This is a genomic window from Carnobacterium divergens DSM 20623 (genome assembly GCF_000744255.1).
Classification (GTDB): Bacteria; Bacillota; Bacilli; order Lactobacillales; family Carnobacteriaceae; genus Carnobacterium; species Carnobacterium divergens.
The window spans coordinates 2,110,428-2,133,482 of record NZ_JQLO01000001.1; the positions used below are offsets into that span (position 1 = coordinate 2,110,428).

The following is a 23,055-nucleotide window of genomic DNA, read 5'->3' on the forward strand; positions in this document are numbered from 1 at the left end:
CCAAAAAAAAATAGCCTTACATTTGGCTAATAGGCTATTTTTATGAAATTAAAAACCAAATCGGTTTACGTTTTTTCATTATAAAAATAAATTCCTCATGCATTTGATATTATACCATAGATTTAAAAAAACAGGTGGTTTAAAATAAATTTTATTCGCTATTTTTTAAAATAAAAAGGGTCAGACGTGACTATCTTGTCTGACCCTTTCATCAATTATCCACTTATCAAGATGTTTTTTTTCGTCTACTATTGCACCATAGCCCTACACTTGTCAAAGCAAGTAAAGCAAAACCACTTAGCAACTCGTTTCCCTGTTGTTCTCCTGTTGCTGGGAAATTCCTCTCTGTGTTAGAAATTTTTTCTTGATTGTTGGTATTCGTGTTCCAATTTTGATTGCCAGCTGGTTTGTTACTTTGATTTCCAGTTCCTGGACTAGTTGTTTCTTCTCCAATACCCGATTCATTATTACCTGGGACTTCGGGTTTTGGTTTATTCGCATTTAAAAAGTCTTCTTCCGTCATTGAAACAATACGTGCACCTGGAAATTCCGTAGCATATTTCGACAAATCAACCGTTCCTTTAGTTGAAACGGCACGAAGCGTACCGGCTGATTTCAGGTAATCCATCACAATCATTTCCATGGATGGCCCTTCTTCACGTTCCCCACCTAGCATTGTAAAGCCATCGCCTCCTGCTGCTAGGAAATCATTTGTTGTAACATAGTAAGTTTTCATTTTGTCTAATGGCTCGTATTTGCCTGTTTGTTTATTTAGCAATTCTACTCTTAAAATGCGTTCGCCTGCTGTTTTAGCTTCTGGATCCGCGCCTTTTTTAGTAGAATCGTAATAGACACGAATCGATTCTGATGCCTGTAAGAAGCCTCCATTAGCTCCTAATGCTGGAAGTCCATTGTCATCTAAAATGACCTTGCCTTCTTTATCTGTTCGTGGCATTGAACGAAGTGAATGCTCGAACAGTTGATATACTTGATCTCCAGTTGCTGCAACTTGCGAAATAATATTCCCAAATGGTAGAACTGCAATGACATCTCCCTTTGTCACGGGTCCTTGCAATAAGCTTGCACGAATACCCCCGCCATTAATGACTGCAAAATCTGAGGGGTGAGCAAAACCAGTTTGACCGTAATCATACAAAGCATCACTAATTAAGTTTCCTAAATTCGTTTCTCTTGTACGAACATTGTCTCGCTCGCCATTAAGTGTAAATGGATTATAAGGAATCACTACTTCTGATGTTCCTTCTGCAAAGTTTGTTTTAGCAGTTTCTACAATGGCTTGTACTGTTGGATCTGGTACTAATTCAGCTAAACTAGCTGCTGGTGTTAGAGAAGCATTTAATGAGCTTGGATTTTTCCCAAAGTCTGCTTTTACAATCCCAACATTGTTTAAATAATTACCCGTTTGCGCAAGTAAAACATTGCCAAATCGAAGACCTTCTTTTAAGGCTGTGTGAGAATGACCATCTAAAATGACCATATCAAAATCGCTAAACGCCGGATCTTCACTTAAAGACTTAGCTAGAGTGTCGCTTCGCCACTTGGTTGGCGTCGTTTCATCTACTCCTAAGTGACTTAAAAATACATACGAATCCGCTTTTCCTTTAAGTTCCGTTAATAGTTCTTTTGCTTCAGGAATTGGATCTGTAAAGGTCACACCTTCAACATTATCTGGATGTGTTTTTGTTGCTGTTTCAGGCGTAGTTAAACCAATAATCGCGTATTTACGTCCCGCTTTTTCAACAATCGTATAGGGTTCAAATGAACGTGCCCCATCTTTGTACACATTTGCCGATACTATTGGAAAGTTTAACGCGTTTTTGTATGCCATAGCCACGTCGTAACCAAAATCAAATTCATGATTCCCGACTGTCATCGCATCATATCCTACCGCATTCATTGCGGCTGCCATATCTAATCCTTGACGATAATTTGAAAGTGGCAAACCTTGGAAAGCATCTCCTGCATCGACCATTAGGGTTGGCTGAATTTGATCTTTATAAGTTTTTAATTTAGCTACTCCAAGTGTGTTGTTTTTAAGATCTGCATCCATTCTTCCATGCATGTCATTTGTGTGCATAATTGTAAAAGGTGTTTTTTGATTGATTATTTCTTCTGGAATTTTTCCTTCTGCAATTAGTTTATTAACGTTTAAAGATTCAATATTAGGTGTTCTACCTGTATCGGATTGTTTAACTTCGATATTACCAAGGTTAACTTGTTCAACAATATAGGGTCTTAGATAATGAGTCAAATCTGCCCCAATGATTTCCCAATTGTTTTCTAATTCTTCAGTTGGATCAATGGTACCTTTGGTTTTAACATAGTCTACAATCGCACTTCTCAAGGTTAAAGGATCTGATGAATAATAAGGTTCAGCAGTAATAATGCCGTCACTTTTGAGACCTTCGTAGCGGTAATTATTGATAGCTAATTTAAAGGAATCCGTATCGTTAATTGCTTTCCCTTGATAGGTCAAGTCAGTAATTCTTGAGTTTACTGGTTTCGAAATGTCAATTTTATAGTCAACTCCAGAAAACATGTCGTAATTGTATACGCGAATATTTTCATTAAAGCTAACTGTAACGTCCCCTGCTTGGTATTGATTGTAGTAAGCAGCTTGCCGTTCCATATAGTTTTTTAATTGAGCACCAGTAATTTCTACACCTACTAATGTGTTCGCATATTTATAGATATCAAAAATCGTTGCAAAAGTAACAGGGCCTGCTGGCAACGAGCTAGACGCTTTGAAAAGAGCGGCTGCTGAAATATCTGCTCCTGTTACTTGCTTTTGTACATTGTTAATTAACGAAATCATTGCTGTTGGTTTTATTTGTGCTTCCGGGATTCCTTTAACTTCTTCTTGTGGTAAGAAATCCGCTGTTGCTGTTGCAATCGGGTCTTTAATAAATTGATTGACTGTTTCGTGGTAGCTGTTTGTTAAAGTCTTTAATTTTTCATCTGCTGGATATTTAGCTGTTTTGACAACTTCAACAGAACTGCTTTCTACATTCCATTTTTCAGTATCTACTGTTTTTGAAACGGCTAAATCAATTTTTACTACACCAGTTCCAGTGTCTTGTGCGCCACCAACTGGTTTTTCAGTTCCATTACTATCTTTAATTTTACGTGCGATGTCTTTATGATCATGTCCTACTAAATAGGCATCAATCTCTGGCACTTCTTCAATGACGTTAATAGCTGCTGCTTCTGGATCTCGATTATCTAAACCTGCATGAATTGATGCAACAATAATATCCGCCTGTTCTTTTTCTTTTAGTAGCTTAACTTGTTTTTTAGCTTCTTCTCTTAATGATTTAAATTCTAGAGAATCGACTTTCCCTCCATCCCACACTGGAATATGTGGAATTGTTAAGCCTAAAATCGCAACTTTAACACCATTAACTTCTTTAATGCGATAGGCATCTACAAAATGTTGCCCATCAGCTTTTTTGTACGTATTTGCTGATAATAGTGGGAAATTAGCTTCATTTTGTATTTTTTTTATTAAATCTAAACCGAAATTAAATTCGTGATTGCCTAACGTCATGGAGTCATAATCCATGTAATTCATTGCCGCAATCATGGGATGGATTTGAGTTAATAGTTCTGGTTTCACATTGTAAAGGTCATCGGTTAAGAGTGTTCCTTGAATATTGTCACCATTATCAATCAATAGTGTGTTTGGATTTTGTTTTCGTGTTTCTTGAACGAACGTACTGACTTTTGCTAGTCCTACATTTTTTTGAGCTGAATCCTCATAAGACCAGTCCCACAAATTCCCATGTACATCGGTTGTTCCTAAAATCGTCAATGTCTGTTTTTGAGTCTCTACTTCTTTTGGTTGTTCTTCCACAACAGGAGCGTGAACGTCCTTACTTACAGAAGGTTCAAGCTCTTCTTTTAGAAATGGTTCTTCTTTGACAACCTCTTTCTTAGCATCTGATTCAACTGCACTAGGAACTTCGGTATCCGCTTTCAATTCCTTTTCAACCGGCTCGTTCGTTTCGCTACTTGTTGCAGTCTGTGCTTCTCCAATCGCTGAAACCGTCGGTGCCATTCCCCCAAATACCATTAGCGTTACCATTACTAAATGAAGCATAAATTGCTTCGTATAACGCTTGCCAACTTTTTTATTTTCCAACACAACATCCCTCCATCTATTGTTTTGAGCGACAAAAATTAAGGATAGAAATACTTATATGTCACTTTTTTCATTTTTTATATACTAAATGAAGCCAGTTTTTCATACCATTAGTTCTACCAGTCAATAAAATCTGTTCTCCCTTTCATTTTAGCAGATTCTTTTAAAATATCTATCAGTTTTTGATGTTATTTTTGTATGAATGTTGTAAATTGGTCTATACATGTAACCGTTATCTTTAAATTAAAAAAAAACAGCGGAAAAATAGCTTACCTTAGCTACTTTTCCGCTGCCTTAACTGATTAAATCTTTTTAACAAATTCAGATTTTAATTTCATTGGACCAAAGCCATCAATTTTACAATCAATGTTATGGTCTCCATCAACTAAACGAATATTTTTAACACGTGTTCCCATTTTTAATGCAGATGAGCTTCCTTTGACTTTTAAGTCTTTGATTACAGTAATGGTGTCTCCATCATTCAAAATATTGCCGTTAGAATCTTTGATAACGTTTTGCTCATTCGTTTCTTCGTTTGATTCTACACTCCACTCATGACCACACTCTGGGCAAACCAAAAGGCTACCATCTTCATAAGTATATTCTGACTGACATTCAGGACAATTTGGTAAAGATTGCATGTATGTTCCTCCAATAAGTTAGTAATCTCTATTATAATACATCTACATGATAATTACGACCTGTTCATCAACTTTTAAAATGTTATAGAGATAAAAAAGTTCACGGACTCTTTTATCTAATTCGTACCGTTCTTATTTTGAAACAATTTTACTTTCTTTAATAATGTAGCGCATCGTTTATTTGTTATAAATGATCTATTTTCCATATTTATACTATTAGAAATAGTGTCAGTTCTACACGTAAGATAGATTTAATAGAAATATACCCTAACCTCCTTTATAATAAACTATACGATAGTACAAATTAAGGAGATTCTAATGAATGTAATAGAGATAATGACACAGCTTGCTGAACTTGGAACCGAACAAACAAAAAAAACATTTATCCGACATGGAGCACCAGGTCCTTTATTTGGAGTGAAAATTGGCGATTTAAAAAAACATCTTGTGAAAGAAGTTAAAAAAAATCAACAACTTGCTTTAGATTTATTTGATACTGGCAATTCAGATGCCCAATATTTAGCTGGCTTAGCTATCAATCCTAAATTAATGACAAAAAATCAATTAGAACATTGGGCAAATACGTCTAATTGGTCTGCCATCAGCGAAGCGATTGTAGCTAGCGTTGCTGCGGAGAGTCCTTACGCAATCGAATTGGCTTTAAAGTGGATTCATTCAGATGATGAATTACTTGAAGATACCGGCTGGAGTTGTTATGGAAAGTTTCTCTCCATTGCTCCTGACACCGCCATCAATCATCAAGAAGTACTTCTTTTATTAAATACGATTGAACAGACCATTCATCAAGCAAAAAATGCTGTTCGCTATACTATGAATAGCTTTGTAATATCAGTTGGTTGTTATTGCCCTTCTTTACTCGATAAAGCAAAAAAAACCGCACTTACTATTGGAGCTGTAGACGTTAGGATGGGGGACACTGCTTGTAAAGTTCCTCTCGCTATTACAAACATCGAAAAAGCAGTTCAAATGAATCGTGTTGGCAAGAAACGAAAACGAGCTGTTTGTTAATTAAAATCAAAAAAGGAACTTCGTATTGAAGTTCCTTTTTTGACTACAATTGTTCTCCATTACTAGCAATGACTTCCTTATACCAATCAAAGCTTTTTTTCTTAGAACGTTGCAACGTTCCGTTCCCCTCGTTGTCCTTATCTACATAAATGAATCCATAACGTTTCTTCATTTCTCCTGTCGTAAAGGAAACTAAATCGATGCAACCCCAAGGCGTGTAGCCCATCAACTCAACGCCATCTATTTCAACCGCTTTTTTAAATTCTGCAATATGCGCTTTTAAATAGTCAATGCGATACCCGTCGTCACAACTTCCATCTGCTTTTAATTCGTCAATCGCACCGAAGCCATTCTCGACAATAAACAACGGAATTTCGTAGCGTTCGTATAACGTATTTAGTGCATACCGCAACCCAACTGGATCAATTTGCCATCCCCAGTCACTCGCTTCCACATGAGGATTTCGTACTGAATAGTGATTGCTTCCATCTAGTGACTTACTGTTGTCATTGTTCGCATCTGACTTCACTGCATTTGACATATAGTAACTAAATCCTAGATAATCAACTTTCCCACTAGCTAAAATGGCTTCGTCACCTGCTTCCATTGCAACATGAATGCCATCCCGTTCCCATTTTTTGAGAATATAATTTGGATAGTGACCACGAATATGAACATCCGTAAAGAAGAAACGATCATGCATACTTTCTGTTGCTAGCATCATATCATTAGGAGCACAAGAATATGGATAAATTGGCACAAATGAAGCCATACACCCTATTTGAAAATCTGGATTGATTTCTTTTCCTTTTTTAACGACTAACGCACTCGCAATCAGCTCATGATGTGCTACTTGATACAACACTTCTTCTGGATGAGCAAATTCAGAAAATTTCACTCCTGAACACGTCCAACCAAAAATATCATTACTTGTATTCATTTGATTGTTAATTTCATTAAACGTCATCCAATACTTCACCTTCGATTGATAACGTTCCATTACCGTTGTTGCGTATCGTACGAAGAAATCTACTACTTTTCTATTATAAAAACCACCATACTCTGTTGCTAAATGATACGGCATTTCAAAATGACTCAAGGTGATTACCGGTTCAATATTGTATTTTAATAATGTATCAAACAGCTTATCATAAAAGGCTAGGCCCTCTTCATTTGGAACAAGCTCATCCCCCTTTGGAAAAATACGCGACCATGCAATACTGGTTCTAAAGCACTTAAAACCCATTTCTGCAAATAATTGGATATCCTCTTCATATTTATGATAAAAATCGATGGCTTCATGATTTGGGTAATATTTCCCAGGTAATAATCCTTCTGTAATCAAACGCTGTTGGTCTTTCGTTCCTGCCGTCAAAACGTCTGCGATACTCATCCCTTTGCCACCTTGATTCCAACCGCCTTCTAATTGATGGGCAGCAACTGCGCCACCCCATAAAAAATCTTTTGGTAAACTACACATTATAAAAACTCCTTTTTACTATTTATTTTAAGCTTCTGTTACTGATTCAGCACTTACTTCTGACGTTTGCATTTCTGCGTCATATGCGATTTTATCGGCTGATTTAAAGAATGGGTAATAAATAACCATAGAAATTACAATTTGAACGATATTCAGCAACGCTCCTCGCCAACCACTTACTAAAAAGCCAGCAATCACAGGAGGTGTTGTCCATGGAATATTCGTGCCATTTGTATAGGGGACTAAACCCGTTTTCATTGAAAAATACGCTACAATACATAAAACAAGCGGCGTCAAAATAAATGGAATCATCATGATTGGATTTAGAACAATCGGAATCCCAAAAATCAAGGGCTCATTAATATTGAACAACCCTGGTCCAAAGGCTAGTTTTCCAAGCGCCTTAAATTGACTTGATTTTGCAAATAATAAGATTAAAATAGCTAAACCAAATGTTCCACCAAATCCACCAATTTTCATAAAATTAGAATAAAATTGATAGTTGACAATATGAGGCAATGCTTCACCTGAAGCAAAGGCTGCTTGATTGTCTGCTGTCAAGGATAACCAAATAGGTTGCATAATCCCGCCGACTACATTGGAACCATGAATCCCAAAACACCATAACAGTGCTTCAAATAGTGTAATCAATAGCGTAGCAGGTAACGTGCTTCCTAGACTTGTTAACGGAACTTGTAAATAATGGAAAATAAACGCTTGCATTGTACCAAACTCAGTAAGACTAAACAAAATACGTACTAAGTTAAAAATAATAATAACAAAAAGTGCTGGAATCAAGGCTGAAAATGACCGAGAAACATTGGCTGGAACTGAATCAGGCATTTTGATTTTCCAACCCTTTTTATCAATAAAATGAACAATTTCAACCGCCGCTACTGCTGTTAACATTCCTAAAAACAATCCACTTGCGCCTAAATTACTTAATGGGATTCCCATTCCGAGAGCTCCGTCTTTAAACTCAAATGTTGGTGTTAAAATTAAGAAAGCAACGACTACCGATGAAATACACGAAATGCTGTCCATTCCGTAGGTTTTTGCTAAACTTCGAGCCATTGCAATAATGACATAAAAGGTCATAACATTCATCGTCATGTCATACGGAACAGTGAAATAGGTTGTCCAATTTTCACCTAATAGCGATGCCATAAACTCTGGATAGCCTGTAATTGGTAAATTAGCAACTAATAAAAAGAATGACCCAATAATTAATAATGACATGACTCCAAAAAAACCATCTTTAATTGCCGTAATGTACCGATTGTTGTCGAGTTTAACTGCAATGGGTGTCATTTTCTCCTCTAATACCGTCATAAATTTTTCCATCTTTGAATCCCCCTATTTTTTATTTTTAAAAATAAAGCGCTTTCTTTTGATGGTTTCATTATAATTCATTGGTACTAATTTTACAATACCCAATCACTTTTAATTATTCTCAAACGTCTTTGCCATTATCTGCTATAATAAATGCATCAAGCACTATTAATAGAAAGGAAATACCCTTTATGATTAAATATAAGGTGATCGCTGAAGAAATCGAACGCCGTATCAGACAAAAAGTTTATGAAGTAAATACAAAATTGCCAACTGTGGATCAATTAATGATTGATTTTGAAGCAAGTCGGAATACCATTCGAAAAGCCATTGAAATTCTTTCTTTAAGAGGGCTAGTTTACCAAGTCCAAGGAAGCGGTATTTACATTCGCAAAGCAGAACAAGAAGATTGTATTAATATCGGAAATGTTAAAGGAATCAGCAAAGATTTCCTTCAAAAAACAATCCGTTCAAAACTTTTAGACCTAACCCTGATTAAAGCCGACGAAGATCTCTCTAAGAGGATGAATTGCCCAATTGGGACACCTATTTATCGTTTGAAACGGCAACGTTTTAGCGACGAAAAACCCTTAAGTATTGAGTACACCTATTACAACAAAGAAATCATTCCCTATTTAAACCAAGAAATCGCGGAGAAATCAATTTATTCTTATATTGAAGACGATTTAAAATTATCCATTGGTTTTTCTGACAAATTTATTCATGTCAGCAAGTTAACTGCCGATGAAGCCTTTCTGTTAGACTTGCCAGTGGGAGATCCCTCCTTGATTGTCAAAGAAACCGTTTATCTAGCAAATGGCTTACTGTTTAACATTTCTACGGTAATCTATAACTACCTTGAAGCGCATCTCTTTTTACAATCAGAACATTACTAAGAGTTATTTTCAAAAAAAACTTAACAAATCATGGACTTCCAAGTATAATAACACAGTAGAACACGAATCGAATAAATGAAAGCGAGTGAAAAGAATGGGTCGTAAATGGGCAAATATTAAAGACAAAAAAGCATCAAAAGACAAAAATACAAGTCGTATCTATGCTAAGTTTGGCATTGAAATTTATGTAGCTGCAAAACAAGGGGATCCAGATCCTCACTCTAACCAAAAATTACGTTTTGTTATTGAACGTGCTAAGACTTATAACGTGCCAAAACATGTCATTGATCGCGCGATTGAAAAAGCGAAAGGTTCCGGTGATGAAACTTACTCTGAATTACGATACGAAGGATTTGGTCCAAATGGCTCAATGATTATTGTTGATGCCTTAACAAATAATGTGAATCGTACGGCCTCTGATGTTCGTGCCGCTTATGGTAAAAATGGAGGAAATATGGGTGTGAGTGGTTCTGTTGCCTATCTTTTCGATAATACGGCCGTTTTTGGAGTAGAAAATCGTGATGCTGACGAATTGCTTGAGTTATTGATGGAAGCCGATGTTGACGTTCGTGACGTTGCTGACGAAGACGGTCAAACCATTATTTATGCTGAACCTGAAAACTTCCATACTGTTCAAGGAGCATTAAAAGAATTAGGAATTGAAGACTTTACCGTTGCTGAAATCGAAATGATTCCACAAAATGAAGTGACTTTAGAAGGTGAAGATTTAGAAAAATTTGAGAATCTGATTGATGCTCTAGAAGATCTAGAGGATGTTCAAAAAGTTCATCACAATGTAAACTTAGAAGATTAAAAAAATGATAGGCAAACTATTTTTAGGCACATCTATGCTTGAAGATAGTTTGTCTCTTATTTTATTATCAAAAATAGTGATTATACTACAGGGAAGGTGTCTTATGAAACTACCGGTTTATGTTGCAAGTGCATTTAGTAAGAATCAAGGCGGCGGAAATAAAGCAGGTGTGGTATTGATGGAAAATGAGTGGTTGACCACTATCCAAAAGATGGCAATCGCTAAACAACTGGGTTATGCTGAAACTGCTTTTATATCAGATTCTGACATTGCCGATTATAAATTTGAGTATTTTACACCAAAGGAAGAAGTTGATTTATGTGGTCATGCTACAATTGGTTCTTTCGTCATCTTGATGCACTTAAAGAAACTATTTAAAAATTGCTATACAATAGAAACCAATAGCGGTGTGCTTAGTATTTCCATACAAGATGATGTCTTGTTTATGGAACAAAACAAACCACTATTTTATGATGTTGTGCCTGGAAATGAGTTTATTGACTGTTTTGACATTGAAGCTATTGACAGTAAAATGCCCATTCAAATTGTTTCCACAGGTCTAAAGGATCTGTTAATTCCTATCAAAAGCGAAATCCAACTACATGCACTTCAACCTAATTTTGAAAAAATTAAAGAAATCAGTAAGAACTATCAAGTTATCGGAATGCACCTATATACCATTGATGACGATCGCATCATATGTAGAAACTTTGCTCCCTTATACGATATCAATGAAGAATCCGCTACTGGCACTTCAAACGGTGCATTAGCTTGCTATCTTTATCAACAAAACGATTTAAAAAAAGAACTTTACGTATTTGAACAAGGTAATTCTCTAAACGCTCCTTCCGAAATATTGGTAAAACTAACAACCACTCACACAAATGAAATAGAACAAGTTTATGTTGGTGGCAAAGGCTATTATTGCGAAACACTCTATATAGAGTGTTAGTAAAAAGGCTGTAAAAAACACTCCTAAAATCAGGTTGGTGTTTATTACAGCCTTTTTTATATAAAGTAACGCTGATAGTTTTCCAGCTCTTCATTCGTCAATGCTCGATAAGAACCCTTTTCTAGTCCTTCATCCAAAACCAATGTCCCCATAGCTACTCTCTTCAAATACGTTACTTTTTTCCCAACAGATAAAAACATCTTTTTAACTTGATGGAATTTCCCTTCACTAATAGCTAATAAAACGCGACTTTCATTCTCAATAGTCTCTAAAATACGCAATTCAGCAGGTTTGCATTGAATACCGCCATGAAAAATAATCCCTTCTTTAAATGCTTGAACATCTTCATCTGTAACAGGTTCATTAACAATTGCTTCGTATTTCTTTATCACTTCTTTTTTAGGAACTAATAACTGATGCGCCAATTGACCATTATTCGTTATTAACAATAAACCTTCCGTATCTCGATCTAAACGACCTACCGGAAATAACCCTGGTCGTTGATCTTTTTTCGAAATCAAATCAATAACGGTTTGATTGTTAGCATCACGCACCGCACTAACAACTCCTGCTGGTTTATTTAACATATAATACACATGCGCTTGATAGTGGACTTGTTTTCCTGAAACAAGGACTGTTTGTAATTCAGGATCGACGTTATAACCATCTGTTAAGACCAACTCACCATTGATACGGACTTGCTTTCGTTTAATTAATTGCTTCACTTGATTCCTAGAGCCATAGCCTGTTTCAAATAATAATTTATCTAACCGCATAACATACTCCCTTTTTCTTCTATGTAAAAATCAGCAATGGTCTTCTTAAAGAAGCCCATTGCTGATTTTATTGTTTTAGCTTCAAATAAGCAAGGCTTAAAAATTAAGCTTTACCAGTTGAACCAAACCATTCAATTCTTTGTTTAACTAACTCAGTAACTGCAGTAGTTCCTGGTTCTAATAATTTACGAGGGTCAAAACCTTTACCTTGTTGGTCTTTACCTTCTTCGATATATTTACGAGTTGCAGCTGCAAATACTTCTTGACACTCAGTATTTACGTTGATTTTTGAAACGCCAAGAGAAATTGCTTTTTTAACTTGTTCTACTGGAATTCCTGAACCTCCGTGTAATACTAATGGTAAATGTCCACCAGTAATGTCTGCAATTGCAGATAACGTTTCAAAGCTTAAACCTGTCCAGTTAGCTGGGTATGAACCGTGGATGTTACCAATACCAGCAGCTAAGAAATCAACGCCAAGATCAGCGATTAATTTACATTCTTTAGGGTCAGCTAATTCGCCTGAACCGATGATTCCGTCTTCTTCTCCGCCGATGCTTCCAACTTCACATTCAACAGAAACGCCTTTAGCATGTGCTTTAGCAATAACGTCTTTAGCTTTTTCCATGTTTTCTTCAAATGGTAAGTGAGAACCATCAAACATTACTGAAGTGTATCCAATTTCGATACATTCAAGAGCTGCTTCGTAATCACCGTGATCTAAGTGAAGTGCAACAGGAACAGTGATTCCCATTGAATCAATTAAATCTTTTACAAGATCGTAACAAACTTTGTATCCACCCATGTATTTAGCCGCACCCATTGAAGTTTGGATCATTACAGGTGAGTTAGCTGCTTGAGCTCCCACTAAAATTGCTTTTGTCCATTCTAAATTGTTGGTATTGAATGCACCTACTGCATATTTACCTTCGCGTGCTTTGTTTAACATTTCTGTAGCTGATACTAATGCCATAATCTAATTCCTCCTAGTGAAATATCTATAGTACGTATTACTTAAATCCTAGCTCAACTAAAGTTAACTTCAGTTTCAAAAGAATTCAGGAATCTACACCTCATATTGTATCAATATAAGTGCAAAATTTCCATAATGTTTGCTAATATTTTTACAAATAACGTGATTTCAATGAATATCGTCACAAGAAAGCGCTATTCCGAATGAAATTTGCCATAAAGATCATCACAAAACCCGATTTTTACATTTTTTTTAATTCTCGAAATTAGCGAATACTTAAATAATTATCCTCCTGAAATTTATGTTATGATATTAAGAAACGGACATTATTATTAAACGCGTTATTTTACTATTCTAGTATCAACCTTAACAGATACGATTCATACTATAAAGGAGAACAAAATGATCAAAGTAACTGGCTTAACTAAAAATGCTTTCTCTGAACAAAAGAACAAAAAAATTCTCAACAATGTAACCTTTCAAATTAAAACAGGTGAAACTATAATTATCACTGGCCCTGCTGGTTCAGGGAAAACAATCCTTTTAAAAATTCTCGCTAGTTTAGAAAAATCAGACGCGGGAAAAATTTTAGTCAATAAAAAATCAGTAGCTGCACTGAATGATAGACAGCTCATGCATTACCGAAAGGAAGACCTCGGTCTGATTTTTCAAGATGTACCATTAATCGATTCTCTTACCATTAAAGAAAATCTTGAACTAGTAGCTACTCAGGCTCCTTTTTCATATGACATCACCTATATTCTGGCGCAAGTTGGCATTCATGAAGAATTAGATCGTTTTCCAACTGAACTTTCAAGTGGCGACTATCAGCTTGTTCTCTTAGCAAGAGCACTTGTCAAAAAACCAAAACTTTTATTATTGGATGACCCATTAAGTTCATTGGATTCTCATTCAGCACAAACTATTTTGACTCTCCTTCAGGAAACCGCTAAAAAACGAGGAACAACTATTGTTCTTACGACGAAACAAACACAATTGATTCCATATGCAGATCGTGTGTTTACCTTATTAAAAGGGCAAATCACATCTATTAAATCCAACAAAAAACCAGCTAAAACAGCTGATTTAATATGGTAGGGAGGAATTGATTTCATGCGCAATTTAAAAAATGAATGTGTTCGTGAATTAGAGGAATCTAAGAAGCTTTTGCTAACTCTTTTCTTTTTATTTTTGTTAGGAACTAGTCTATTTATTGGTGGCCAAGCCATTTATCCAAATATGCTGAAGACAGCCAATAACTATTATCAAACGTATCATTTACCTGACACCACAGTCAAATCAGATGCTGGCTTCACCTCAGAGGACTATACTACTATAAAACAGAAAGCAAAACTGACTACAAGCTATCTAGGATACTCCGAATTTGCCATTAGCGACTACAAGCAACAAGTTACCTTGATTCGCTCAATTTCTGAATCAAATACGCAACAACAAAAAGCACCTTATCAACTTAAGCAAGGTACCTTCCCTCGCAAAAGTGGTGAAATCGCGCTAGACCAGAAGATGGCAACCATTTATCCTCTAGGTTCGAAGATTACTTTTATAGATGATCTCAATCAGCAAACTAAAAAGCAGTTAAAGAGAACAACCTATCAAGTCGTCGGATTTGTTTCAAGTCCTGAGTTTATCCAAACATCCGTCCGTGGCTATAGCCCAATTGGAAATGGTGAAATTGCTTTTATTTCAGTTATTCTTGAAAAAGATTTTAACTTATCAAACAAAAACAATCTAGTCTTGACTTACCAAGCAACTAAAAATAAAGTACATTATCAAAATCCGTACCAGCAAAAACTCTTTGAACAAACGAAACAAACGCGAACTACCATGAATCAACTAGGCATTCAAAAAATGGAAGAAGCAAAAGAGGCCTTACTTACAAAGCAAGTGGATATCGATGAAAAAATTTCTGATTTAACAGCCGAACTAGACAATCAAAAAATGGAAGTAAGCGACTCAGAAAAAATAATTACTGAACAAAAAACCGCCTTAGAAGCTGAGAAAAAAGAGCTTTCTCAACAACTGACAACATTAGAAAATGAGTTAATCAGCGCACAAGCTACCTTTCAACAAAACGAACAACTACTCACTGCAAAAATCCAAGAAGTTGAAACGATGACCACTGCTATCGAGGAATCAGAAACGCTTATGGCAGAAAATCAAAATAACTTAGAGGAGTTTACACAGCTTGTTGAGACAAATCAAGAGCAGTTAGCTACTTATCAAGATTCATTGGACAATGATTATAAAAAAATCAAACAGATTCAGAATCCTACTCAACAAAAGGATGCACAGCAAAAATATGATGCTCGTCTAAAAAAATATCAAACTGAACAAACAAAAGTAGCAACTCAACTCAATCAATTGGAGACGGCTAAAACACAATTCGCTACCAATGAAGCTACTTTATCGCAACAAAATGACTTACTAAACACTGCTCTTGATCAATTGAGCCAACTTGAAGAAAACTTTACAGATAGTGAGTCTGACTACGAAACTAAATTATTTGAAAAAGAAGATATCCAACAATCACAAAATGAATTGACGACCACAGATTCTGAAATGATTGCAGATGATGAGCAAAATCTAGCGGAATTAAAAGAAACCCTCACCCAACAAAAAGCAGCCCTTGAAGCTGAAATAAAAAAAGAAACTTCCGAAAAAAATCAAGTTGACAAACAAATCAAACAAATGAAACCACCTACTTTTTCTATTGATCATTCAATTGAAAATACTGGGTATGTTGCCTACCAAAAAGAGTTATCACGTTTAAAATATATGACTCAAATTCTGCCATTCATTGTTTATGGACTAACTTTAATTTTAGCCCTGGTCTTAATAGTAAATGCCTTAAGAAAAAAACGACAACACAGTTATATTTTAAAGGTGCTTGGTATTCATCCATTTACTATTTTTGTACCTACTTTATTATTAAGTACAAGCATTGCTTTAATTGGGCTGATAGCTGGTTGCTTTATTGGCACCTACGGGATTCCCACAGCTGTCTTTAAGCTCTATCAAAAGAGCTATTTGATTGATCATTATCAATTTATCCTTAACTATCAACGCTTAGCAATTGCTCTTGGGCTTACTTTGTTGACTTGTATCCTACCAATTTTTTATTATTCTGTCGCACCTTTTCATAAAAAAACAACTAAATCGATCCATTTAATTGGGACACTTGTCATCCCAATCACTTTTGTTGTGGCACTTTTATTTGTAGGGATGAATACTTTACAAACGGTTCAAGATAACTTCCTAAACGAATACCCAACTACATTGGAAGTGAAACTTCATACATCACAAAACAAAATTAACAATCACGATTATTTAAAAATTCTTCATTATTATTCAATTAAGCCTCCTTCACTTATTCACAAAGAAGATATTCGCTTAGCAAACGCATCCTCACTTTCTTTGATTGTCCCAAAAGAAAAGACGAGCATTGCTGATTCACTTCCAACTAAAGGAGCTGCTTTAACTGAAAAAACAGCAGCAAATCAACGCTTAAAAGTTGGTGATGCTATTATTTTTTATGATACACGAGGCGAAAAGCACTCCCTTATCATTGAAAAAATCTTAAAAACAGAACAAGAAGCACTCTATCTTTCAGCAACTTCTTATGAAGATGTATTTACGAAACAAAGTACCTTTGATACGTTACTACTAGCATTACCTGAGACACTTAATCAAACAATTGGAACACATCTACTTGATTTAGACACGGTTGAATTTAAAGGACTGCTTTATGAAAGGTTGGAAAAATCGGCTCAACTTTCCACTCCCACAGAAGCAAATAATCGTTTAGCAACACTTTTATTAGGTTTGCCATCAGTTACTGAAGTACATCCGGTAAACAACGCTTTACAAAATGAATCATTCAAATCACTTCGTAAGCTGATTAGTGTTTTTGTTTTAATTGCTATTTGTTTAACAGCCCTTACGTTATACAGTTCATTTTATATTCAATTGGCTAAGCAAGCAAAAGAGAGTCAGATTTTAAATGCTTTAGGATTTGAAAAACAGAAGATCAACGCCTCTATTTTAAGGAAAAGCTATCCTTTTATCTTAATTGGTTGCTTCTTAGGTGGAATCCTTGGCATGGTACTATACACACTTATCTCTAAAAAACTACTCTTAAGTTTACCCATTAGTTTTTCCATTATGAATTATATTTGGACACTTTTAATTGTATTTTTATTCTCCATATGTGTTATAAAATCCCTCAACAAATCACCCTTTAATTTAAATAAATTACGAGCTACTATCCAAAATTTCTTTCTAAATTACCTTTAGTAAGTTCTATATTATTAAAAGAACCAACTGATTAGAATCAGTTGGTTCTTTTAATATCATTTATATCTATCGTTATTTTATTTAGGATTATTTGACACAATGGATACAAATTAGTGTAAAACGTGATATAATATAAAAAAATACTCCAAAAAAACTTATGGAATATATTTGAACACCAATGAACAATTCTTACATCTAAGGAGGGGTTTAAAATGATTGATTTTCATCCCACTTTTCAAAAAAAAGACAGTATGTTGAGGGATTTAATATGAGTCTAAAAATACAAGCAACTTGCAGAGCATTACAAAAACAATTAGCAGCTAAGGAAACAGAGTCCCGCCGTTTAAGGACAACACACTTAATATTAGAGCATGCCTTCCTAGATGCTCAATATTTTTCAAAAAAAGAGCAATATCTTTGGGAAAAAGTTCTTCACTTATGCAAAGGAACGAGTTCAGAAATAAGCGTCTATCAAGAATTAGAAAAATTAGAAAAAGAACGTCATTATTTCCAACAACAACTGCTAATTGGTGAAGAAGAACTTAAACAAATCCGATTAAATGTTCGGTTTGAACAACAGCAATTGGAACAGACCTATATTCAATTAAGGAATGAGAACCAAATATGACTAAAATAAATTATCAAGAAATTCAAAACTTTTCAAAGGACCTTCCTTATTTAAAAGAAACAGCATCTCATTATTTAAAAAAAGCTACTTTAGTGAATCAGCAGTTTTTAAATCATGCAGGACTACCCGAAAAAAATTTGGAAGTGATGAGATCCTGCTATGAAAATTATCAATTAATGGCTAAAGCTATTGTAGATGCTTTGACGACATTGAGCACTTATTTTAAAACCTATCTCTCCGTTTTAATTGAAACCGTAACGGATCCTGGTACCAAGTTGAAGCTTGATGAATTGCATCACTTGCAAATTGAACTCTCACAACTACAACAAGAAAAAGTAGCTTTTATGGAAAACATGTCCAAAACCTTCAGTGACGTTCCCACTCTAAAAAAATTATTCACTACTGAAGTTCAGAATCAAAAAAAGAAAGAAATCGATTTAATTCAACGTCATTTTGATTTTGAAAAGACTACTCAAAAACACTTTAGCAACATTCAACTAACCATTTCAGCTATTCAGCATGGGCTCCTTTTTCTAAAGAACTATTCTTCTTTTGATGCCATTGATTCAACATCCTTGTTATTAAATCCAACTAAGCTTTCATGGTACAATCAACTTTTTGAATTTAATAAAGTGCATGAAAATAGTTAATACATCTCTTATCACCTGTCTACATTTGACAGGTGATTGGATCTATTAAATAGATAAATCAATTTTTTTATTGACCAAATGCATCAACGCACCACCTAAACTCATCGAAATTAACTCTCCTAACCCAACAACAAACCAAGTTGACCAAAAAGGCAGTTGATAGAAAAAAGCTAGCTCTCCTGCAACAGTAAACATTGAGCAGCTAAAAATAAGTGTTGTTGCAACAATTTTCCATATTGGATGAGCAATTTTCCCCGCAACAAAAGAAGCGCATAGTAACGTCAGAAACGTTGCACTACCGCCAATAACAACATCAACAATTCCTAGTGGTGAAGCTAAGTTTGCAATCATGACCCCTAGCGTGACTGAAAGAATATAGCGCTTATTGTAAATAGCTAAAAAATTAAAACCTTCTGAAAGTCTAATTTGAATAGCCCCAAAGCTAATTACTGAAAGAAATACGGTAACTGCAACATATAACGCGGTCACCATCCCCATTTTTGAGATAGCCGCAATAGACCACCTTGAAGATTGTCTTGTTTTTGATTGATTCATTTTTAGTTCTCCTTTATAAAATAGTTCGTTCATTTAACTATTTTAGTAATAACTACGACCAAAGGAAATGATTCACGTTACTGTTGAACCAAAAGTGTCATAGTGCCAATAGAATATTTATTCGCAATTCTCATTATACACGATTGAGGCAAATTAAGAACTTATTTTCCTAACCAGCCGCCATCGATTGGAATGATCGTCCCATGAATGTAATCTGATTCTGGGCTCGCCAAGTATAAAGTTAAATTAGCAACTTCATAAGCTTTCGCCCACCGTCCAGCTGGAGTTTCTTTGGCTACCCATTTTGCCATTTCACCGTCGCCTTCAAAATCTGCTTGATTCATTGGCGTTTCAATCGCACCTGGCGCAATTCCATTTGCTCTTATACCTAATTTTACATAATCGTAGTCCAACTGTTTTGTATAGCCGACAATCGCATGTTTAGACGCCGTATACGCTGCACCACCGCCGCCTGCTACAAATCCTGCAATTGACGCCATATTCACAACAACACCTTGTTTTCGTGCTAACATATGTGGAAGAACAGCATTTGTCACCAAATAAGTTCCTTTTACATTTACATTCATAATATGATCCCATAAGGTTTCGTCAGTCTCTAATGTCGGAGCATAGCCATCTAAAACGCCTGCAGTATTCAATAAAATATCAATCTGTGTAAATTGCTCCACAGCCTTTTTAACAGCTGTTTCAACTTCATTTTTTTTTGATGTATCGCCAATATAATAGGCAAAATGAGAATTATCTTGAAATTCTTTTATCTCCTGTATTCCTTGTTCTGCAATATCCATCCCGAAAACGTACGCTCCTTGTTTTAAAAAGGCTTTTGCTTGAGCTTGTCCAATGCCTGATGCAACTCCTGTAATAAAAACAACTTTCTCTTTAAATCCTTTAAAATCCATCTTATTTCCTCCTCGTATAACATGACAAAAAGCCCACAAAATTTCATGGACTTTTTAGTAATTATTGAACGATTTCCCAGTCTTCCGCTAATATATCACAGACAGTTGGCGTAAACATTGTATAGCCTTCACCTGTTACATTGATTAGAAAATAAGGATTCATTTTTTCGGCTTGATGAGTACTTTCTTTTTCAAGAATAACGTATAATTCAGCGCCCCCCCAGCCACTACGAATGACTTTTTCGCCTTGTTTTAAATGGGGTAGAATTTTTTCAAATGTCATGGGTTAAACTCCTTTTATCACAATTTAAATAATGGACTTAATGGTTTGTTTTCATGGATTCCTTTGATTCCTTTACCAATTAGCTCTGAACTCGTAATCACTTCTAAATTAACAAGTTGCTCTTTGCCGGTAAAATCAATTGAGTCTGTTACACATATTTTTTTAATCGGCGCCTCTTTCAAAATTCTAGTTGCACCATTTGAAAATAAACCGTGGGATGCACAAGCATAGACCGCTTTAGCGCCATTATCCATTAAAATAGTTGCCGCACTGGCTAGCGTTTCACCAGTATTGATCATGTCATCTACCATAATACATGTCTTACCTTGAATATTTCCAATCACTGAGCCTAATTTTTCGCCATGCTCGTCTATACTTTGATCAACAATTGCTAATGTTGCATCCAAGTATTCTGAAAGCACACGAGCTCGACCAACTCCGCTATTTTTAGGGGATACCACAACAACATCTTCACCTGACAAGCCGCAATCTTGATAGTGTTGAGCAAATAACGGCATCGTAAACAAATTATCGACTGGAATATCGAAGAAACCTTGCAATTGTACCGTATGCAAATCTAGCATGAGCATTCTTGTTGCACCCGCTTTTTGTAGCAAATTAGCCACCAATTTAGCAGTGATTGGTTCTCTTGGTTTTGCCGTTCGGTCTTGTCTACCATATCCATAATATGGCATAACGATATTGATAGTTTTTGCGCTAGCTCGTTTGAGTGCATCAATCATGATAAGTAATTCTAAAAGATGATCATTAACTGGATAATTAGTTGATTGAATTACGTAAACATGATCACCACGAATACTTTCTTCAATATTGATCTGAATTTCTCCATCACTGAATTGTTTTACTGAAGATTTTCCTAATTGAGTGCCAACAACATTGGCAATTTTTTCAGCTAATGGCTTATTTGAATTTAAACTAAATATCTTTAACGATGGATCTTTATAACTTTCTATGATCATTACCCCCACTACTTTTTCTTTTATTTTAGCGAACTTTTATAAAAAATGCTACTTGATTATCAAAAGAAACAAAAATTTACTAATCTACTAGTGATCTAATGACCATTTAAAATTTTCCCAATCTCCTTGAGTCGGTTGGATGTGCCACTGTAACGCTCGAGAAATCGTTGATGGAACTTCCTCCAAGACATCTGAGATCACTATATCTACACCCTCATGCAATGTTTCTTCAATTTTGAGGTTATAATAACCAAATTTCAGTATTTCTCGATCAATAGCCATTTTAAAACTCTGTCCTAATGAAAAATCCGTATAGATTTTTAATTCAGGATTACAAATTTCAGCAGGTACTAAATTAATAATGGCATAATAATAATGGAACCTTAAAAATTCCTGACTCTCTATGGAAACTTTTCCTTTTATATCACAAAATAAACTTTGACAAAAGTGAAATAGCTTAGGATAAACTGAAAAGGCTTGTTCTCTTTCTAGTATGAGCTGATTCATGCTAACCACATTTTCGAAATAGTAAACGTAATAATGTAAAACTGTCAGTTCCTTTAATAACTCTTCCTCTACAGTTTTTGGTAACTTATCAACATTAAAATACGTCATAAAAGCCTTTATAAAATACTCATTAAAAAAACAGACCTCTGGATTTTGTAAGACTTGTTCGTCTAAACTTTGGAAGCAGTTTTCTCCTATTAATAACGCAATCAGATAATTCGTTTCCAACTCATTTTTTTTACCTGTTAAATTCCATTCTTTTTCTAGAAATTGTGAAATAGAATTGTAAACAGATGCCACAGCTTCTGTAGGTACTCTTTTTTTTGCAACTTTAGAGTGGAGTAAAAAGAATTTTCCTTCTAGTCGCATGCATCGGATACCAAATAAATAATTAATTTTTAATTTTACAGATGAACTGATTTTTAGCTGTTCTTCTTTCATCAACAGTTGGATCAGTCTTTCTTCACTCGCTTTTACTTCTTCAGGAAAAGGGAATTCTTCCTTGCTGAAAACCAGGTAATACATCTGCATAAAAAAACTACTAATATCCACTTCATCTCCTACTATTTTAAATGAGTTGGATAGCTTTAATTGATAGCTTTCTAGGAGTTCTTTAATTGCTGCTACTCGCCGATAAATATTGGTTCTACTCACGTAATTATCATATGAAAACTCTGTAATTGAAATAAATTTATTCCGGAATATATCATCCAAAATCATAAAATCAATGGACTCTTGCAAATAGATAGAGGCTAATTTTATTCTTCCTAATCCTATTTTAGTTACAAAAATAGTTCGATTTCCTATTTTAAAAACAATTTGATCCATTAAATCATTCAACTCAACATCTACTAAAAACTCCTTAAGGACACTATCAAAAATAAAATCTGATACATTCAAAGAATCCGATAACATGGTAAATGGCAACTCTTTATTTAAATTTTCTTCCAAAAAATCGAGTAAGTCTAGTACTCTTTGTTTTCTTTTATCTAAATTTAGTTCCATATAACGTTCCTTCCCCTTCAAACTTCATCCATAAGATGATCGCTTTTATTTAACTCAATAAGCTTAAAACCTCATTGAATTCAATTTCTACACGGTATCAAATTTCTTGTTGCTCCGCTATACTTATTAAAAAAAACTCATAATGCGAAATGCAATCG

19 protein-coding genes are annotated in these 23,055 nt (G+C 35.0%); 8 read left to right on the forward strand and 11 right to left on the reverse strand.

The genetic code is table 11. The annotated features are described in order from the left end of the window. Positions 1-226 precede the first annotated feature (226 nt). The gene (locus BR52_RS10140) at positions 227-4,162 is read right to left on the reverse strand and encodes a 5'-nucleotidase C-terminal domain-containing protein (protein ID WP_034573832.1); all 3,936 of its coding nucleotides are present in this window, start codon (positions 4,160-4,162) and stop codon (positions 227-229) included. 302 nt (positions 4,163-4,464) lie between these two features. Further along, positions 4,465-4,803 carry a zinc ribbon domain-containing protein YjdM gene (locus BR52_RS10145; protein WP_034572271.1) on the reverse strand — a complete coding sequence of 113 codons (339 nt, stop codon included), beginning with the start codon at positions 4,801-4,803 and terminating at the stop codon, positions 4,465-4,467. A 318-nt stretch (positions 4,804-5,121) separates the two neighbouring features. Here BR52_RS10145 and BR52_RS10150 point away from each other — a divergent pair, with 318 nt between their 5' ends. Then, positions 5,122-5,832: a DNA alkylation repair protein gene (locus BR52_RS10150; RefSeq protein WP_034572274.1), complete on the forward strand. Its 711-nt coding sequence runs from the start codon at positions 5,122-5,124 to the stop codon at positions 5,830-5,832. 43 nt (positions 5,833-5,875) lie between these two features. Here BR52_RS10150 and BR52_RS10155 read toward each other — a convergent pair whose 3' ends face one another. Then, complete coding sequence (locus BR52_RS10155; RefSeq protein ID WP_034572277.1) at positions 5,876-7,312, reverse strand: 6-phospho-beta-glucosidase; 1,437 nt, start codon at positions 7,310-7,312, stop codon at positions 5,876-5,878. Between the two features lie 27 nt (positions 7,313-7,339). Further along, a complete protein-coding gene (locus tag BR52_RS10160; protein ID WP_034572279.1) occupies positions 7,340-8,656 on the reverse strand; it encodes a PTS sugar transporter subunit IIC in 1,317 nt (438 codons plus the stop codon). A 179-nt stretch (positions 8,657-8,835) separates the two neighbouring features. Between BR52_RS10160 and BR52_RS10165 the strand changes: the two genes are divergently transcribed. The 3 genes from BR52_RS10165 (at position 8,836) to BR52_RS10175 (ending at position 11,306) form a co-directional block, all read left to right on the forward strand. Then, positions 8,836-9,540: a GntR family transcriptional regulator gene (locus BR52_RS10165; protein WP_034572281.1), complete on the forward strand. Its 705-nt coding sequence runs from the start codon at positions 8,836-8,838 to the stop codon at positions 9,538-9,540. Between the two features lie 94 nt (positions 9,541-9,634). Then, positions 9,635-10,354, forward strand: a complete 720-nt coding sequence (locus BR52_RS10170) for a YebC/PmpR family DNA-binding transcriptional regulator (protein WP_034572283.1) — start codon at positions 9,635-9,637, stop codon at positions 10,352-10,354. Positions 10,355-10,457: 103 nt separating this feature from the next. Continuing rightward, positions 10,458-11,306, forward strand: a complete 849-nt coding sequence (locus tag BR52_RS10175; protein WP_034573834.1) for a PhzF family phenazine biosynthesis protein — start codon at positions 10,458-10,460, stop codon at positions 11,304-11,306. Between the two features lie 56 nt (positions 11,307-11,362). Here the strand turns inward: BR52_RS10175 and BR52_RS10180 are convergent, their stop codons facing one another. Next, entirely contained in the window at positions 11,363-12,082 is a 720-nt protein-coding gene (locus BR52_RS10180; RefSeq protein ID WP_034572285.1) for a pseudouridine synthase, read from the reverse strand. 103 nt (positions 12,083-12,185) lie between these two features. Then, a complete protein-coding gene (locus BR52_RS10185) occupies positions 12,186-13,055 on the reverse strand; it encodes a class II fructose-bisphosphate aldolase (protein ID WP_034572287.1) in 870 nt (289 codons plus the stop codon). 402 nt (positions 13,056-13,457) lie between these two features. On the opposite strand from BR52_RS10185, the gene BR52_RS10190 reads away from it, so the two are divergent. The 4 genes from BR52_RS10190 (at position 13,458) to BR52_RS10205 (ending at position 18,647) form a co-directional block, all read left to right on the forward strand. Further along, a complete protein-coding gene (locus BR52_RS10190) occupies positions 13,458-14,153 on the forward strand; it encodes an ABC transporter ATP-binding protein (RefSeq protein ID WP_034572290.1) in 696 nt (231 codons plus the stop codon). A gap of 15 nt (positions 14,154-14,168) precedes the next feature. After that, a complete protein-coding gene (locus BR52_RS10195) occupies positions 14,169-17,369 on the forward strand; it encodes an ABC transporter permease (RefSeq protein WP_034572294.1) in 3,201 nt (1,066 codons plus the stop codon). Between the two features lie 268 nt (positions 17,370-17,637). Next, complete coding sequence (locus BR52_RS10200; protein ID WP_034572296.1) at positions 17,638-17,997, forward strand: hypothetical protein; 360 nt, start codon at positions 17,638-17,640, stop codon at positions 17,995-17,997. After that, the gene (locus BR52_RS10205; RefSeq protein WP_034572298.1) at positions 17,994-18,647 is read left to right on the forward strand and encodes a hypothetical protein; all 654 of its coding nucleotides are present in this window, start codon (positions 17,994-17,996) and stop codon (positions 18,645-18,647) included. The genes BR52_RS10200 and BR52_RS10205 overlap by 4 nt, the downstream gene beginning before the upstream one ends. Before the next feature lie 45 nt (positions 18,648-18,692). On the opposite strand, the gene BR52_RS10210 is transcribed toward BR52_RS10205, so the two are convergent. From BR52_RS10210 to BR52_RS10230, 5 genes are all read right to left on the reverse strand, one after another. Continuing rightward, on the reverse strand, positions 18,693-19,202 hold the full coding sequence (locus BR52_RS10210; protein WP_034572300.1) for a QueT transporter family protein: 510 nt from the start codon (positions 19,200-19,202) through the stop codon (positions 18,693-18,695). 161 nt (positions 19,203-19,363) lie between these two features. Beyond that, a complete protein-coding gene (locus tag BR52_RS10215; RefSeq protein ID WP_034572302.1) occupies positions 19,364-20,122 on the reverse strand; it encodes a 3-oxoacyl-ACP reductase in 759 nt (252 codons plus the stop codon). A gap of 61 nt (positions 20,123-20,183) precedes the next feature. After that, the gene (locus tag BR52_RS10220; protein WP_034572305.1) at positions 20,184-20,405 is read right to left on the reverse strand and encodes a DUF2829 domain-containing protein; all 222 of its coding nucleotides are present in this window, start codon (positions 20,403-20,405) and stop codon (positions 20,184-20,186) included. Positions 20,406-20,422: 17 nt separating this feature from the next. After that, on the reverse strand, positions 20,423-21,385 hold the full coding sequence (locus BR52_RS10225) for a ribose-phosphate diphosphokinase (RefSeq protein WP_034572309.1): 963 nt from the start codon (positions 21,383-21,385) through the stop codon (positions 20,423-20,425). 87 nt (positions 21,386-21,472) lie between these two features. Then, on the reverse strand, positions 21,473-22,897 hold the full coding sequence (locus BR52_RS10230; protein WP_034572311.1) for a helix-turn-helix domain-containing protein: 1,425 nt from the start codon (positions 22,895-22,897) through the stop codon (positions 21,473-21,475). Positions 22,898-23,055: the final 158 nt, after the last annotated feature.